Source organism: Pantoea sp. M_10 (genome assembly GCF_008631515.1).
GTDB lineage: Bacteria > Pseudomonadota > Gammaproteobacteria > Enterobacterales > Enterobacteriaceae > Pantoea > Pantoea anthophila.
Genome location: NZ_VWUL01000001.1, coordinates 958,314 through 974,917, shown reverse-complemented (window position 1 = coordinate 974,917; position 16,604 = coordinate 958,314). Strand labels below are relative to the sequence as shown.

16 protein-coding genes are annotated in these 16,604 nt (G+C 57.3%); 12 read left to right on the top strand and 4 right to left on the bottom strand.

The window, feature by feature from the left end:
• Window positions 1-151 precede the first annotated feature (151 nt).
• From F3I47_RS04650 to F3I47_RS04615, 8 genes are all read left to right on the top strand, one after another.
• Window positions 152-1,111 (top strand): isoaspartyl peptidase/L-asparaginase family protein, encoded by a 960-nt coding sequence (locus F3I47_RS04650; RefSeq protein WP_150029465.1) that lies wholly within the window; start codon window positions 152-154, stop codon window positions 1,109-1,111.
• A gap of 9 nt (window positions 1,112-1,120) precedes the next feature.
• The gene (gsiA, locus tag F3I47_RS04645) at window positions 1,121-2,977 is read left to right on the top strand and encodes a glutathione ABC transporter ATP-binding protein GsiA (RefSeq protein ID WP_150029466.1); all 1,857 of its coding nucleotides are present in this window, start codon (window positions 1,121-1,123) and stop codon (window positions 2,975-2,977) included.
• A 54-nt stretch (window positions 2,978-3,031) separates the two neighbouring features.
• A complete protein-coding gene (gene gsiB / locus F3I47_RS04640) occupies window positions 3,032-4,567 on the top strand; it encodes a glutathione ABC transporter substrate-binding protein GsiB (RefSeq protein ID WP_150029467.1) in 1,536 nt (511 codons plus the stop codon).
• 45 nt (window positions 4,568-4,612) lie between these two features.
• Complete coding sequence (gene gsiC / locus F3I47_RS04635; RefSeq protein WP_009091200.1) at window positions 4,613-5,542, top strand: glutathione ABC transporter permease GsiC; 930 nt, start codon at window positions 4,613-4,615, stop codon at window positions 5,540-5,542.
• A complete protein-coding gene (gsiD, locus tag F3I47_RS04630; RefSeq protein ID WP_009091199.1) occupies window positions 5,539-6,444 on the top strand; it encodes a glutathione ABC transporter permease GsiD in 906 nt (301 codons plus the stop codon). Before gsiC ends, gsiD begins: the two co-directional genes overlap by 4 nt.
• A complete protein-coding gene (locus F3I47_RS04625; RefSeq protein ID WP_009091198.1) occupies window positions 6,441-6,890 on the top strand; it encodes a DUF4385 domain-containing protein in 450 nt (149 codons plus the stop codon). Before gsiD ends, F3I47_RS04625 begins: the two co-directional genes overlap by 4 nt.
• A gap of 521 nt (window positions 6,891-7,411) precedes the next feature.
• Entirely contained in the window at window positions 7,412-8,047 is a 636-nt protein-coding gene (locus F3I47_RS04620; RefSeq protein WP_009091197.1) for a carbonic anhydrase, read from the top strand.
• Window positions 8,048-8,165: 118 nt separating this feature from the next.
• Window positions 8,166-9,302, top strand: coding sequence for a PQQ-dependent sugar dehydrogenase (locus tag F3I47_RS04615; RefSeq protein ID WP_150029468.1), 1,137 nt, complete (start codon window positions 8,166-8,168; stop codon window positions 9,300-9,302).
• A gap of 1 nt (window position 9,303) precedes the next feature.
• Here the strand turns inward: F3I47_RS04615 and F3I47_RS04610 are convergent, their stop codons facing one another.
• Window positions 9,304-9,960 (bottom strand): HAD family phosphatase, encoded by a 657-nt coding sequence (locus F3I47_RS04610; RefSeq protein WP_150029469.1) that lies wholly within the window; start codon window positions 9,958-9,960, stop codon window positions 9,304-9,306.
• A gap of 272 nt (window positions 9,961-10,232) precedes the next feature.
• On the opposite strand from F3I47_RS04610, the gene F3I47_RS04605 reads away from it, so the two are divergent.
• A complete protein-coding gene (locus F3I47_RS04605) occupies window positions 10,233-11,435 on the top strand; it encodes a serine hydrolase (RefSeq protein WP_072052704.1) in 1,203 nt (400 codons plus the stop codon).
• 256 nt (window positions 11,436-11,691) lie between these two features.
• Here F3I47_RS04605 and ybjG read toward each other — a convergent pair whose 3' ends face one another.
• Both ybjG and F3I47_RS04595 read right to left on the bottom strand, forming a co-directional pair.
• Window positions 11,692-12,297, bottom strand: a complete 606-nt coding sequence (gene ybjG / locus F3I47_RS04600; protein WP_046101501.1) for an undecaprenyl-diphosphate phosphatase — start codon at window positions 12,295-12,297, stop codon at window positions 11,692-11,694.
• A gap of 400 nt (window positions 12,298-12,697) precedes the next feature.
• The gene (locus F3I47_RS04595) at window positions 12,698-14,386 is read right to left on the bottom strand and encodes an aspartate:alanine antiporter (RefSeq protein WP_009091191.1); all 1,689 of its coding nucleotides are present in this window, start codon (window positions 14,384-14,386) and stop codon (window positions 12,698-12,700) included.
• A gap of 258 nt (window positions 14,387-14,644) precedes the next feature.
• On the opposite strand from F3I47_RS04595, the gene ybjM reads away from it, so the two are divergent.
• The gene (gene ybjM, locus F3I47_RS04590) at window positions 14,645-15,010 is read left to right on the top strand and encodes an inner membrane protein YbjM (protein ID WP_150029747.1); all 366 of its coding nucleotides are present in this window, start codon (window positions 14,645-14,647) and stop codon (window positions 15,008-15,010) included.
• 78 nt (window positions 15,011-15,088) lie between these two features.
• Here the strand turns inward: ybjM and F3I47_RS04585 are convergent, their stop codons facing one another.
• A complete protein-coding gene (locus tag F3I47_RS04585) occupies window positions 15,089-15,352 on the bottom strand; it encodes a GrxA family glutaredoxin (RefSeq protein ID WP_046101502.1) in 264 nt (87 codons plus the stop codon).
• 253 nt (window positions 15,353-15,605) lie between these two features.
• Here F3I47_RS04585 and F3I47_RS04580 point away from each other — a divergent pair, with 253 nt between their 5' ends.
• Together F3I47_RS04580 and nfsA are read left to right on the top strand one after the other, a co-directional pair.
• Window positions 15,606-15,857, top strand: coding sequence for a DUF1418 family protein (locus F3I47_RS04580; RefSeq protein ID WP_046101503.1), 252 nt, complete (start codon window positions 15,606-15,608; stop codon window positions 15,855-15,857).
• Between the two features lie 16 nt (window positions 15,858-15,873).
• On the top strand, window positions 15,874-16,596 hold the full coding sequence (nfsA, locus tag F3I47_RS04575) for an oxygen-insensitive NADPH nitroreductase (protein WP_009091183.1): 723 nt from the start codon (window positions 15,874-15,876) through the stop codon (window positions 16,594-16,596).
• Window positions 16,597-16,604: the final 8 nt, after the last annotated feature.

The window sequence follows — 16,604 nt, the reverse complement described above, 5'->3', positions numbered from 1 at the left end:
TGATATAGGGTGGTAAGAAAAGGTTATAACCACAGGAACAGTTTCCGCTTTACAACCCTTAGCAGGCTTTCTATAGTCAAAAATCATCAAAAATGGATGAAAACCATTTTAAATCAGTGTTTTTCATGCGGATGCAACAGGGCAGAGCGTTATGGTTAAAGCAGTGATTGCCATTCACGGCGGCGCGGGTGCCATTACGCGCTCAGCGATGAGCGCTGAAAAAGAACAGGCATATCGTCAGGCGCTGCACGAAATTGTTACTCAGGGCCAGCAGATCCTGGCGCAGGGTGGCAGCGCACTGGATGCGGTAACGGAGGCGGTGCGGCTGCTTGAAGAGTGTCCGCTGTTTAATGCCGGTAAGGGCGCGGTATTTACCCATCAGGGCACGCATGAACTCGATGCCTGCATCATGGATGGGCGCACGCTGGAGGCGGGCGCCGTCGCCGGCGTGACGCGGGTGCGCAACCCGGTTCTGGCGGCGCGTGCCGTGCTGGAAAAAAGCGAGCATGTGCTGTTCATCGGTGAGGGGGCTGAACAGTTCGCGGTGGCGAACGGGCTGGCGCCGGTGAGCCCCGACTACTTCTCGACGCCGGAACGGTGGGAACAGTTGCAGCGCGCGCTGAATAGCGATTTGGCGGTGCTGGACCATGATGGCGCGGCTCACCACGACGACCCGCTCGACCCTGACCGCAAGTTTGGCACGGTGGGCGCGGTGGCGCTGGACCTGGAGGGCAATCTGGCCGCGGCGACCTCAACGGGCGGCATGACCAATAAACAGGCCGGACGGGTAGGCGACTCGCCGCTGCCGGGTGCGGGCTGCTATGCCAGCAACGACAGCGTGGCGGTCTCCTGTACCGGCACCGGTGAGGTCTTTATGCGTACGCTGGCCGCTTATGACGTGGCAGCACAGATGCGCTATGCCGGTCGTACGCTGCAGCAGGCCAGCGTCAATGTCATTCATGACAGCGTGCTGGAGCTGGGCGGCAGCGGCGGCCTGATTGCTGTCGATCGTGCGGGTAATGTGGCCCTGCCGTTTAACAGCGAGGGAATGTACCGCGGCGTCGCCCGGGTGGGCGAGCCAGCGGAAGTCGCTATCTACCGCGAAAGTTAAGGAGCAGAGATGAGCGACAGGCAAACGCATCCGACCCTGGCCCCTGAGCAGGTGCTGGCGGTGCGCGATCTCAGCGTAGAATTTCAGCATGAGGCGACCCTGACCCGCGCGGTGCGCCATTTGTCACTCGATCTGTTTCGCGGCGAGACGCTGGCGCTGGTGGGCGAGTCAGGTTCAGGCAAATCGGTCACGTCTCTGGCGCTGATGCGGCTCATTGAGCAGGCGGGAGGCCAGGTCAGTGGCGAAGCGCTGCTGCGCCGTCGCAATGGGGAGGTGCTGGATCTGATGCGTGCCTCAAAGCAGCAGATGCGCCGGGTGCGCGGCGCCGATATGGCGATGATCTTTCAGGAGCCGATGACCTCGCTGAATCCCGTCTTCTCCGTCGGCGAGCAGATCGCCGAATCGATTCGTCTGCATCAGGGACAGAGTCATGCCGCCGCGCTGGCGGAAGCGCGCCGGATGCTGGACCTGGTGCGGATCCCTGATGCGCAAAATGTCCTCTCCCGGTTTCCACATCAGCTGTCAGGCGGGATGCGCCAGCGGGTGATGATTGCAATGGCCCTCTGCTGCAAACCCGCCCTGCTGATTGCCGATGAGCCAACCACGGCGCTCGATGTGACGATTCAGGCGCAGATTCTGCAGCTTATCCGCGTGCTGCAGAAAGAGATGCAGATGGGGGTGATTTTTATCACTCACGATATGGGCGTGGTGGCTGAAATGGCTGACCGGGTTCAGGTGATGTACCGCGGCGAGGTGGTGGAAAAAGCCCCGGTCGACCGGCTGTTCAGCGCACCGGAACAGCCCTACACCCAGGCGCTGCTGGCCGCCGTGCCAAAGCTCGGCGCCATGCAGGGCCAGCCGTTGCCCGCGAAATTTCCCCTGCTGCACAGCGACGCGGCCGACGACGTGCCGCAGGATACGGTACGCCGTCTGCAGCCCCCGATTTTACAGGTGCGCGATCTGGTGACCCGCTTCGATATTCGCGGCGGGCTGCTGAATCGGGTTAAAAGCCGGGTTCACGCCGTCGAAAAAGTCAGTTTCGACCTCTATGCCGGTGAGACACTGGCGCTGGTGGGCGAATCAGGCTGCGGTAAATCCACCACCGGACGCTCGCTGCTCAGGCTGGTGGCGAGTCAGGGCGGCACGCTGACCTTCGACGGACAGCGGATAGATACGCTTTCCGGTGCCGCGCTGGCCCATCTGCGACGCGACATTCAGTTTATTTTTCAGGACCCTTATGCCTCACTCGATCCGCGCCTGACGGTAGGTTTTTCAATCATGGAGCCGCTGCTGGTACATAAGGTGATGCCGCGACGCGAGGCGGAGCAGCGCGTCGCCTGGCTGCTGGATAAAGTGGGCCTGCTGCCGGAGCATGCTCAGCGCTATCCGCATGAATTTTCCGGCGGACAGCGTCAGCGAATCTGCATCGCCCGTGCGCTGGCGCTGAACCCTAAAGTGGTGATCGCCGACGAGTCAGTCTCTGCGCTGGATGTGTCAGTTCAGGCGCAGATTATCAATCTGATGCTCGACCTGCAGCGCGAGTTTGGCATCGCCTTTCTCTTTATTTCTCACGATATGGCGGTGGTCGAGCGGATCAGCCACCGCGTGGCGGTGATGTATCTCGGTCAGATTGTCGAGATAGGGCCGCGTCAGGCGGTCTTTGAGCAGCCGCAGCATCCCTATACCCGCAAACTTATGGCGGCGGTGCCGGTAGCCGATCCGGCTCACCGCCGTCGTGAACGAGCCTTACTGGTCGATGAGATCCCCAGCCCGATCCATGCCTTAGGGGATGAGCCTGAAGTGGCGCCGCTGATGGAGGTGGCTCCGGGCCATTTCGTCGCGCGCCACGTTATCAGTGCGACCTGAACAGTGACGATGTCGCCCCGGCGACCAACCCGACAGGGATTACAGGAGAACAAGATGCAGATGACGATGCGTAAAGGGTTACTGGCGGCTGGCGTGTTAAGCAGCGCAATGGCACTGCCCGCCTGGGCAGCACAGGATGCGGTGATTGCCGTCGCGTCCAATTTCACGACGCTCGACCCCTATGATGCCAACGACACGCTGTCGCAGGCGGTCGCCAAATCTTTCTATCAGGGCCTGTTCGGCTTTGATAAAGCGATGAAGCTGACCAACGTGCTGGCGGAAAGCTATCAGGCCAGCCCGGACGGACTGACCTACACCATTAAGCTGCGTTCCGGCATCAAATTCCAGGACGGCACGGACTTCAATGCCGAAGCCGTGAAGGTCAACCTCGATCGCGCCAGCAATCCCGATAATCACCTCAAGCGCTACAACCTGTTTAAACATATCGCCAGCACCGAAGTGGTGGATCCGACCACGGTTAAAGTGACGCTGAAGGAGCCGTTCTCCGCCTTTATCAACATCCTGGCGCACCCGGCGGCGGCGATGATTTCGCCCACTGCGCTGAAAAAATATGGCAAAGAGATCGGTTTCCATCCGGTCGGGACCGGTCCGTTTCTGTTTGAAACCTGGAATCAGACTGACTTTGTGAAGGTGAAGAAGTGGGATGGCTACTGGAAGCCGGGCTATCCGAAGCTGGACAGCATCACCTGGCGTCCGGTAGTGGATAACAACACCCGTGCGGCGATGCTGCAGACCGGAGAGGCGAACTTCGCTTTCCCGGTGCCTTATGAGCAGGCGAAGCGGCTGGAGCAGAACAGCAAGCTGGATGTGGTGACCACGCCATCCATCATGCAGCGCTACATCAGCCTCAACGTAACTCAGAAGCCGTTCGATAACCCGAAAGTGCGCGAGGCGCTGGAATACGCCATCAACCGTCAGGCGCTGGCGAAAGTGGCGTTCTCCGGATATGCGACGCCAGCGACCGGCGTTGTGCCGCCCTCCATCGACTTTGCGCAGAGCTATCCGGCGATAAGCTACGACCCGGCTAAAGCCAGAGCGCTGCTGAAAGAGGCGGGCTATCCGAACGGTTTTGAGACCACGCTCTGGTCGTCGCACAACCACAGTACTGCGCAGAAGGTGCTGCAGTTCACCCAGCAGCAGCTGGCACAGGTGGGCGTGAAGGTTAAGGTCACGGCGATGGATGCCGGTCAGCGTGCGGCGGAAGTGGAGGGCAAAGGGCAGAAAGAGAGCGGCGTGCGGATGTTCTATACCGGCTGGTCCGCCTCAACCGGCGAAGCAGACTGGGCGCTGACGCCGCTGTTCGCCACTGCAGCCTGGCCACCGGCCATCTTCAACACCGCGTTTTACAGCAATCCAAAGGTCGATAAAGATCTGACCGATGCGCTGAAAACCACCGACCGTACTGAGAAAGCGCGCCTCTACAAAGATGCGCAGGATACCATCTGGCAGGATCACCCGTGGATCCCGCTGGTGGTTGAGCAGCTGGTCTCTGCTAACAGCAAAAACCTCAGCGGTTTTTATGTGATGCCCGATACCTCATTCAATTTTGATGAGGCGACTCTGAAGTAACGGAGCCGGCCAGCCCGCGGGCTGGCCGCAGCTGCAGGATGTTGCATGTTTAACTATTTCATTAAACGACTTTTCGGGCTGATCCCGACGCTGCTGATTGTGGCGGTGCTGGTGTTCCTGTTTGTGCACCTGCTGCCGGGCGATCCCGCACGCCTGATCGCCGGGCCGGAAGCGGATGCCTCCGTGGTGGCGCTGGTGCGCCAGGAGCTGGGGCTGGATCTGCCGCTGCCGCAGCAGTTCTGGCACTTTTTACTGAATGCGCTGCAGGGCGATTTTGGCCAGTCGATGGTGTCGAAACGGCCGGTCGCTGAAGAGATCGCCACGCGTTTTATGCCGACCCTCTGGCTGACGCTGGTCAGTATGGTCTGGGCGGTGATTTTTGGCATGGCGATTGGCCTTGTCTCTGCCGTCTGGCGCAACCGCTGGCCCGATCGGCTGGGGATGACGCTGGCGGTGTCGGGCATTTCGTTCCCCGCCTTTGCACTCGGCATGCTGCTGATGCAGGTCTTCTCGGTTGAGCTGGGATGGCTGCCGACGGTAGGTGCAGAGAGCTGGAAACACTACATCCTGCCTTCGATCACCTTAGGTGCCGCGGTCGCGGCGGTGATGGCCCGTTTTACCCGCGCCTCCTTTGTCGAGGTCATGCAGGAAGACTACATGCGGACGGCACGGGCCAAAGGGGTACGTGAGTCGCTGGTGGTGGTCAAACATGGCCTGCGCAATGCCATGATCCCGGTCGTGACCATGATGGGCCTGCAGTTCGGTTTTCTGCTGGGTGGCTCGATTGTGGTTGAAGTGGTTTTCAACTGGCCTGGCCTGGGACGTCTGCTGGTCGATTCTGTGACGATGCGCGACTACCCGGTGATTCAGGCAGAGGTCCTGCTGTTTTCACTGGAGTTTATTCTGATCAATCTGTTTACCGACATGCTCTATGCGGTCATCAATCCCGCTATTCGCTTTAAGGAGTCGCGATGAAAAACTGGCGACGCGAAGCGGCACTGAAAAGCATGCCGCTGCTCGCGGAGAATCGGGTGCGGACGCCGTGGCGTGAGTTCTGGCGGCGTTTCAGACGGCAGCCGGTGGCGCTGCTGGCGGGCCTGTTTGTGCTGATGCTGATCGTACTGGCATTTATCGCACCGTGGGTTGCGCCGTTCGATGCGGAGAACTATTTCGATTATGACCGGCTCAATGAGGGGCCGTCACTGATGCACCTGTTTGGTGTGGACTCGCTGGGGCGCGATATCTTCAGCCGGGTGCTGGTCGGCACGCGTATTTCCCTGATTGCGGGCTTCTTCTCTGTGTTGATCGGCGCGCTGATTGGCACCCTCTCTGGCCTGCTGGCGGGATATTATGAAGGGTGGTGGGACCGCATCATCATGCGCATCTGTGATGTGCTGTTTGCCTTTCCCGGCATTCTGCTGGCGATAGCGGTCGTCGCCATTATGGGCAGCGGCATGAGCAATGTGATTGTGGCGGTAGCCATCTTCAGCATCCCGGCTTTTGCCCGCCTGGTGCGCGGCAATACGCTGGTACTTAAGCATCAGACCTTTATTGAGTCAGCGCGCAGCATCGGCGCCTCTGACTGGACCATTCTGATGCGACATATCCTGCCGGGGACGGTCTCACCGATTGTGGTCTATTTCACCATGCGCGTCGGCACCTCCATCATCACCGCTGCAAGTCTCTCCTTTCTGGGTTTAGGGGCACAACCGCCCACGCCGGAGTGGGGCGCCATGCTGAACGAGGCGCGCGCCGACATGGTTATCGCGCCGCACGTGGCGATTTTCCCCAGTCTGGCGATCTTCTTCACTGTTCTGGCATTTAATTTACTCGGAGACGGGCTGCGCGACGCACTTGATCCTAAACTAAAGACATGAAACCTTTCGATTATGATCAGGACTTCAGCACTATCGACTTCCGTAAGCACCCTGAGCGATATCAGGTCGGCCGCGGGGAGCAGGGTGTGCTGATGGTCGAGCCTTATAAGAGCGAAATTCTGCCTCACTGGCGATTTCGCACCGTTCCCATTGCTGAAGAGTCGGCAGAAAAGATCATGGCGCTGTTTGAAGATTACCGGCGTCAGGATGACTTTGTCGGCATGGATATGGCGCGCAAGTTTATCCAGATGGGCTATACCCGTGCCCGCCGCTACAGCAATCACAAGGGCGGACGAAAATATGACGCTGAAGGCAAGGAGCTGCCGCGTGGCGTCAATGAAGAAAAAGCCGCGGCGGCGGCCATTTTCAAAGCTTACTGGGACCGTCTCCGGGCCGATGAGGACTATCTGCAACGGAAAAAGGCGCATCAGCAACTTTATGGCTAACCGCTGAACCAGCATGACCGTTTTTCTGCCCGGCGCGTCTACAGCGCCGGGGAGGCGAAATTTATTTCACGCCGCAGTGCCTCCGCTTTCCGCGCTATTTCATCTTTCCTGCTTTTTCCCGTCAAAACCCTACTGGCTGATTGCACCCGGCGCATGACGCTCACGGCTCAGCAATCCGCCGGATGCGATGCGTCCGCTGAACGTGAATGACTGAAAACGATTTCAGCCTGGCGCACGACGTAAAGTAGTGAAAAAACGCGTAAAAGCCTGTTCGCTTTGCAGACCCGCATCAGGCTCAGAGAAAAACGGGCGCGTCGTGGTAACTCACCGTGCTATAAAAAGAAATCGCCACCTGGACCGCTGTCTGGCGGATAAGCGAAGCGCTGTCCGTAACCACGGCTGAACAGTGAATGAAAAACGCGGGTTGATATTCACTTGTTTTCATTAATAATAAACCCGCTAACCCCACTGAGGGGGCTATGCCCCTCAGGTAATGAAATGGATAATGTGAGAGCTAAATAATGAAAGAGATCATCAAAGGATTTCTGAATTTCCAGCAGAATGTGTTTCCTGAAAGGAAGGATCTTTTCAAAAGCCTGGCGTCAAATCAAAATCCGAAAGCCCTGTTCATCTCCTGTTCAGACAGCCGTCTGGTGCCTGAGCTGGTGACGCAGCAGGAGCCAGGAGAGCTGTTCGTTATCCGCAACGCGGGCAACATCGTTCCCTCATTTGGCCCGGAGCCTGGTGGTGTCTCCGCGACTATCGAATATGCCGTGGTCGCGCTGGGCGTCTCCGACATCATCATCTGCGGTCACTCCAACTGTGGTGCCATGAACGCCATTGCTTCCTGCGCCTGCATGGACACCATGCCCGCAGTAGAGCACTGGCTGCGCTATGCCGATGCGGCAAAAGCGGTGGTCGAGCAGCGTGAGTATGACTCACCGGAGAAGAAGCTGAATGAGATGGTCAAAGAGAACGTGATCGCGCAGCTGAATAACATGAAAACCCACCCTTCGGTTTCCGTCGCGCTGCGTAACGGCAAACTGCGTCTGCATGGCTGGGTTTACGATATCGAAAGCGGCACCATTATGGCGCTGACCCAGGGTGGCAAGCAGTTCATCACCCTGTCTGAGAATCCCGACACCTGCTTCGAGTAATGCCTCTCACCCGCTGCGTCCTGCGGCGGGTTTTCCTGTTTAATCTTTTGTAAATCCTCAGGTTCATTGCGCGCGGGCTGACTACGCTTAAGGCACGCTATCCCATGAGGAGAACTCTATGTCCCGTTTTTCAACCGTTCTGCTGCTGACCGGTTCGCTGCTCTCAGTCCCGCCGCTGTTTGCCGCTGACCTGCAGGTTGAGGTGTTACAGGATAAGTTACAACATCCATGGTCGGTTGCCTTTCTGCCCGACAACAAAACGCTGCTGATAACCGAACGGAGCGGGCAGCTGCGCAGCTGGAACCCAGAGAGCGGTCTGTCGCAGCCAATTCAGGGCGTGCCAGAGGTCTGGGCACAGCGGCAGAGCGGCCTGCTGGATGTGGTGCTGGCTCCCGACTTCGCCAGCAGCCGTCGTGTCTGGCTCAGTTACACCGAGGCTGACAGCAAGGGCAAAGCGGGGGCGGTGGTAGGTGTCGGGACACTGAGCAGGGATAATCGCCAGCTCAGCAATTTCCGCGAGGTGATCCGGCAGACGCCGATGCTCTCCAGCGGCAACAATATCGGCACCCGGCTGGCGTTTGATACTCAGGGCTATCTCTGGATTGCCTTCGGCGATAATTTTGTCAGCAGCGCCGCGCAGGACCTCGATAAACTGCAGGGCAAACTGCTGCGGCTGAATGCCGACGGCAGCGTGCCGGATGATAACCCGTTTGTGAAACAGCCCGGCGCGCGGCCGGAGATCTGGGCGCTTGGCCTGCGTAATCCGCAGGGGCTGGCGCTGAATCCCTGGACCGGCATGATATGGGAAAATGAGCATGGCCCACGCGGCGGCGATGAAGTGAATATCATGAGCCGTGGAAAAAACTACGGCTGGCCGCTGGCGACCTACGGCATTGACTACAGCGGCGATAAAGTGCCGGAGTCAAAGGGTACCCATGTTGCAGGCACCGAGCAGCCGATCTGGCACTGGAAAGTCTCTCCGGCCATCAGTGGCATGGCGTTTTACAACAGCGCCCGTTTTCCGCAGTGGAAGAATTCGCTGTTTATCGGCGCGCTGAAAGAGAAGAACCTGATTCGGCTGAGTGTGAACGGTGAAAAAGTGGTGGAAGAGCAGCGTCTGCTGGGCGACCAGAATGCGCGGATTCGCGATGTGCGGCAGGGACCGGATGGCTGGCTCTATGTGCTGACTGATGAGGCCAACGGCAAACTGCTGAAAGTGGGATTAGCGCAGGACGCTGGCGCGTCCCGCGGCTGATTCAGCGTGCCCAGTGATAAACCTGCCATCCCCGGCTGACCGCTTCCTGATGCAGTCTTTCGTCCGGGTTGATGACATGGGCGTGATCGGCCTGCTCCAGCAGGGGCAGGTCATTCATCGAATCGCTGTAGGCCCAGGTGCGGTCAAACGTCTCCTCCGCCTGCAGCGCTTTCCAGTCACCCAGCCGGGTCACTTTGCCCTCTTTATAGGTCATGGTGCCGTAGGTATTGCCGCTGTAACGCTGGTCCACGATTTCAACGCCAATCGCCAGCGCACCGCAGGCCCCCAGTTGCTGAGCAATCGGCACCACCAGATGCTCACCGCTGGCAGAGATAATCATGACGCGGTCGCCGCGCGCCCGGTGCCACTCGATGCGTTCCCGCGCTGCGGGAAAAACGCGGGGCATGATGTCGCGATGAATAAAGCGGCGCACCCAGCCTTCCACCGTGAGGGTAGCCATACCCGACAGCGGTGAGAGGGTTTTATTCATATACTCTTCAATTGAGAGCGTGCCGGCATAATACTGGGCCATCAGTGCCTGTTCCTGAACGATCAGTTCGCTGGGGGCGAACCCCTGTGATACCAGCCAGCGCAGCCACAGGCTGGTGCTGTCTTCACAAATAAGTGTTTCATCCAGATCAAAAAGGGCTAAGTCCATGGTCGGTCTCCTCGGCTGACTGGCTTTCAGGTTAGCGGATAATTGTGACCGACTTAACTCTTCTGCGAAAAATCGGAATTTCACGCAGTTTTATGAATGACAGAAGCGAGGCGAGCGGGCACGCGCGCGGCCGTTGTGCCAGGGTAAATCGACTAAACTCTAAAAAACTTTACGATTCGGCGGTTTTTTTCGCTGCCGTCAACGGTTAGCGTTTGAGTGAGAATTTTCTGCCCCTGGAATTTCGCGTTAACAAGGACAATCCGGCCACGCCCATGACAAACACTCGCTTCCCATCACGCCTGCGGCTTCTCGCTGCTACCTCATTACTGATTATCGCCCCGATCAGCGCCTATGCTGAACAGGCTCCCGCCGCGCCAGGCATTGACGCAAAAGCGTGGATCCTGATGGATTACGCCAGCGGTAAAGTCTTAACTGAATCCAGCGCCGATCAGCGTCTCGATCCCGCCAGTCTGACCAAAATGATGACCAGCTACGTGGTGGGTCAGGCGATTAAAGCGGGCAAAATTAAACCGGATGATATGGTTACCGTAGGACAGGATGCCTGGGCGACCGGCAATCCTAAGCTGCGCGGTTCATCCCTGATGTTTCTCAAGCCGGGTGACCGCATCCCGGTACATGAGCTGAATAAAGGCATCGTGATCCAGTCCGGCAACGATGCCTGTATTGCGCTGGCGGATTACGTGGCGGGCAGTCAGGATTCGTTTATCGGCCTGATGAATAACTACGTGAAGGCGCTGGGCCTGCAGAACACCCACTTTATGACGGTTCACGGCCTGGATGCAGAAGGGCAGTACAGTACCGCACGGGATATGGCCCTGATTGCGCAGGCGCTGATCCGTGATGTCCCCGATGAGTATGCGCTGAACAAAGAGAAAGAGTTCACCTTCAATAATATCCGCCAGATCAACCGTAACCGTCTGTTGTGGAGCACCAATCTCAAGGTCGATGGCGTTAAAACCGGCCACACCTCCGGGGCGGGCAACAATCTGGTTGCCTCTGCGACCGAAGGTGACATGCGCCTGATCTCCGTGGTGCTGGGCACCACCAGCGATGCGATCCGCTTCCGCGAAAGTGAAAAGCTGCTGACGTGGGGCTTCCGCTTCTTTGAAACGGTAACACCCATTAAAGCCGATGCACCTTTTGCTCAGCAGCGGGTCTGGTTCGGCGATCGCAGCCAGGTCAATCTTGGCGTCGCAAAAGATGCGGCGCTGACCATCCCTAAAGGGCAGATGAAGAACCTGAAGGCGAGTTTTAAACTGACCACACCTCAGCTGGAAGCACCGCTGAAGAAGAATCAGGTGGTGGGCACGATCGATTTTCAGCTGGACGGCAAAACCATTGAACAGCGCCCGCTGGTGGTGATGCAGGATGTGCAGGAAGGCGGATTCTTCAGCCGGATGATTGACTTCGTGATGATGAAATTTAACGGCTGGTTTGGGAAATGGTTTTCATAAGTTATCCGGGACACTGACGCGTCCCTGAAGCGGTTAATGCATCCAGACCAGGGGATAACCGCTACGCATCAACGTAAGGCGCAGGGAACAGGGTCAGATCGGAAAGACGCAAAACCGTCATCCCTGACTGCTCGGCCCGCGCCTTCCCTGGCGCGGGACGCTTTCCTCTTCTGACCCTGTTCCCTGAGCAGGCTCGATCATGCCGCGAGCATCGCAGACCTGCACGGTAATTATCAGGAGGCTGTCGCCTCTTTTTTCAATCCTGCGTCCAGCCTTTGCGAATCGGCACCGCAAACAGCGCCCGATAGAGGGGATGGATAACAGCCAGCATCCGCTCGCCATAGAACTGCCATGCCAGATGCGAAGCCAGACAGCTCAGCAGCCCGACAAGGAATCCACCCAGCATATCCAGCGGCCAGTGAACGCCAAGATAGACCCGTGACCAGGCGATAGCGCAACCCACACCCATCAGAACCACCCCCGACCAGAGGCGATGCCAGAAAATAAAGGCCAGGGCAAAAGTGAAAATCGTGGTGCCGTGATCGCTGGGGTAGGAGTCATCCGCCGCATGATGCAGGAACTGATAACCGAAACCAATGGCGAACGGACGCGGATGGGGCAGCAGCTGGCCCACACACCAGGAGATCGTCAGCGCATAGATCAGCGCCATGCCGGTTTTCAGCACCAGTGCCCGCTGCGAAGAGAGCTGATCGCGTGGCCCCCACAGCCACATCACCACGATGAGCAGCGGCACGATGGCAATCAGATCTTTGGCAATAAAGGTCGCCAGTTGCAGTAACCAGGCAGGTGACGCTGGTGTGGCATTAATGGCAGTAAACAGTGAGTGGTTCAGTTCTTCCATTCCGGGATAGATTCCTCAGCAGACAGCCCGGCTAACAGTGGCTGACGCTACCCGGTCAGCCTTCTGATAACAGCGGCAATAAAAACAGTCAGCACCAGCGCGCTCGCCCAGTTAATCAGCACAAAAAGCTAATTTCACAGCACTCTATCCTGCTGATTGCGATGCGTTTCGTCCATCATCGCGCTCTTAATCTGTTACTGAGTTGTGCAACGGTTTAAGTTCGGCAGGGGATTGGCGGGAGTCAGACGCGGCAGCGCGGCGCGTAAGAAAAAAAGGGCATAAAAAAACCCGCCAGGAAAAAGACCAGCGGGCTCCACAATCTGGGGATTTCAAAGAAAAGCAGTGGCACTTATTAGGACTGCCCGCTGACAAAAAAGTTCTGGACGTAGCCAAAAAATTTTTATAGGGGCAATATCGGCCAGACAATTACAATCAGCGTCCCCGCCAGCGTCAGTAACACGTTGGCGATGGCATAGGTCCCGGCATAGCCCAGCGCCGGGATATTACTGCGAGCCGTATCGCTGATAATCTCCATAGCAGGAGCACAGGTGCGTGCGCCCATGATGGCACCAAACAGCAGGGCGCGGTTCATCCGCAGCACATAGGCACCAAACAGAAAGCAGATGATGACCGGAAGCAGGCTGACCAGCAGGCCGCACAGCAGCATCAGCGCACCATCGCTGCTCAGGCTGTGATTAATGCCGCTGCCGGCACTCAACCCCACTCCCGCCATAAACACCATCAGACCGAACTCTTTCACCATTGTCAGCGCGCCCTGCGGAATATAGCCAAAGGTCGGGTGGTTGGCGCGCAGGAATCCCAGCATGATCCCGGCGAACAGCAGGCCGGCGGCGTTACCGATACCGAAACTGAAATTGCTGAACTGGAAGGTAATCAGACCAATCATCAGCCCCACGATAAAGAAGGCACAGAACGCCAGCAGATCGGTCATCTGACTGTGAATGGCGATAAAGCCAATGCGGTCCGCGACGCTTTTCACCCGGCGTGCCTCGCCGCTGACCTGCAGCACATCGCCTTTGTTCAGCATAATGCTGTCGTCGATCGGCATCTCAATCTGGCTGCGGATGACCCGGTTCAGGAAGCAGCCGTGATCGGTCAGGTTGAGCTTACTGAGGCGTTTGTTCACCGCGTTGTGGTTTTTCACCACGATCTCTTCGGTGACAATACGCATATCCAGCAGGTCGCGGTCAAACACCTCTTTGCCGTTACGGAAGCTGGGATCGAGCCGGGCATGCGCGTCGGGGTAGCCGACCAGCGAGATATCATCACCCAGTTGTAACACCGCATCGCCATCGGGACTGGCGAGAATACCGTTGCGGCGGATGCGCTCGATGTAGCAGCCGGTCTGACGATAGATGCCGAGCTCACGCAGATTTTTGCCGCCGCTCCACGCCACCAGCTCCGGGCCAACGCGATAGGCGCGGATTACCGGCAGGAAAACTTTGCGCTGACTGTCTGCATCCAGACCGCGCTCGCGGGCGATCTGCTGGGCGCAGGTAGGCAGATCCTGATGTTGCAGGCGGGGCAGGTAACGGGCACCAAAAATCAGGCTGACCAGGCCAATCAGATAGGTTACGGCATAGCCCAGGCTCAGCTGATCCTGCATGAGTCCAAGCTGTTTAGGATCGCTGATGCTTTGCCGCAGCGTATCGCCTGCGCCCACCAGCACCGGCGTTGAGGTCATGGAACCGGCCAGCATCCCGGCGGTGAGGCCAATATCCCAGCCGAAGAGCTTGCCGAGTCCCAGTGCCAGCAGCAGCGCGCTGACCACCATGACGATGGCGAGCATGAAATAGTTTTTGCCGTCGCGAAAGAAAATAGAGAAGAAGTTAGGGCCGGCTTCGACGCCGACACAAAAAATAAACAGCATAAAGCCCAGGCTTAATGCATCGGTATTGATGGTGAAATGCTGCTGCCCTAATAAGAGCGAAACCACTAATACGCCAATCGAATTTCCCAGCTGAACTGAGCCAAGACGCAACTTACCCAGACAGAGGCCGAGCGCTAAAACGACAAATAATAACAAAATGTCATTTCCGCTTAACAATCCTGCGACGTTAATATTCACTGTTTAACTTCTTGTTTACTTGTAACCTGTTGAAGAGTGGCCTGTTTTTCGCTATCTTGAGCAGGCCGTTGAGGTGCTGTTGTATCAGTACTGCAAATGCAACCTTTTCCGCGGCGCTATTCTAATCACAAATATCTTCTACAGCCATTGGCTGTTTTCATTCGTTGTCACAACGAACTGTTTCTTTTTATTTCCATCTGAACGCAGCAGGGTTATCAGCAGGTTATTGTCGGGATTACTTTTAATCAGTGGGGTGGTATGCCGCAGCGCTCTTATCTCTGGACGACCCGCCTGTGCGGCGTGGTGTTGTACAGTCTGGTGTTTGTTTTTACCTGTCACGCCTGGCAGGTGGGACCCGGCCCGCTTCGCGGTCAGCCCGAATTACTGCTCTTTATGCTTCCCGGCATTCTGATGGCGCTGCTGCAGGTGGAGAGCCCGTTGAAAAGCACGCTGCTGATGGGGCTGTGGGGGACGTTACTGGCCGCGCTGCTGCTGAACAGCAGCCTCTTTATCCACGGCAACGGATTTTTTGTGCTCGCCTGGAGCCTCAGTGCGCTGTTCTGGGCAGGCTGCGGCGCCTTGCTGGTGCGGCTGATGCAGATCGTGATGGCGTCACTCAACTAAGCTCAGCCGTGCTGCTGGCATTCGAAAATAAAAAGGCGAGACATTAGTGTCTCGCCTTTTTTATCGAGGCTTTCCGCCTTATGCGGCAAATCCCAGATTCTCTTTGGTCCAGGCCGCAAACTCGGTGTAACCACCGATATGTTTTTCATCCACAAAGATCTGCGGCACGGTAGAAACCGGTTTGCCCGCACTCGCTTCCAGATCGGCTTTAGTGATGCCTTCCGCCTGAATATCGACATACTGATAGCTAAAATCATCCCGCTCGGCAGTCAGCTTATCAGCCAGTTCATGAGCGCGAACACAGTAGGGACAGCCTGGACGACCAAAAATAACAGCAATCATAGAAAACTCCTTGCAGCGACTGTTGTGTGATGTACGTCACACAACTAAACAGAGAATGGCAACCATGATGCCCGCTCATATCGCTTAAAGAAAGCAGGATTTGCCTGTTAGTCTGATGCCCGCACGCTATGTTAAGCGTCAGGAAGCGTCTGAAACAGAGGCTTTTTTGCCGGTGCGGCGGCCACAGCCCGCGCAAATTTTGGGTTGTTGACCATAATTGACCCTCAGTAGCCCGTGAAGGCAGGAGAGTGTGATGCAGAGTGTAGCCAGATTACCGCGGTTTGTGGTGGTGATGGAGGCGGCTGGCGGCCTGTTAATTCTGGGGGCGCTGCTGCTGATAAACCACTGGCTGCCTGTGCCAGGTCTGGCTGAGCCAAAAACGCTGGCCACGCTGCTGTTTATCGCCGGGGTCGTGCTGATGCTGCCCGCCGCCTGGCTGTTGATGTGGCGCACCGCAAAAGCGATAGCCCCACAGCTGTTTAACCAAACCGATAAAAGAAAATAATGTTGCTGGAGACTTTATGACACCGACCATTGATTTACTGTGCAGCCACCGTTCAATCCGCGCCTTTACCGACCAGCCGGTCAGTGAAGCGCAGCGCGAAGCGATTATTACTGCGGCGCAATCGGCGTCCACATCCAGTTTTCTGCAATGCTCCTCCATTGTCCGCATCACCGACAAAGCGCTGCGCGACAAGCTGGTCACGCTGACGGGCGGACAAACCTGGGTCGGAGAGGCTGCCGAATTCTGGGTCTTCTGCGCTGACTTCAATCGTCATCTGCAGATTTGCCCGGATGCCCAGCTGGGTCGTGCCGAGCAGCTGCTGCTGGGCTGCGTCGACACCGCGCTGATGGCGCAGAATGCAATGGTGGCCGCAGAGTCGCTGGAGCTGGGCGGCGTCTTTATCGGCGGGATCCGTAACAACATCGCCGAGGTGACCGAACTGCTGGGCCTGCCGAAATTTGTGCTGCCGCTCTTTGGTTTCTGCCTGGGTCATCCGGAGTCAAAACCGGACGTGAAACCGCGCATGCCACACGCCATGCTGGTGCATGAAAACCGCTATCAGCCACTGGATAAAAACGTGCTGGCCGAATACGATAGCCGCACTGAACTCTATTATCAGCAGCGAGACAGCAACCAGCGTAGCGAAACCTGGAGTGAGCTGATTCAGCGTCTGATCATCAAAGAGACACGCCCGTTTATGCTGGATTATCTGCATCAGCAGGGCTGGGCAACACGCTAAGCCAGGAG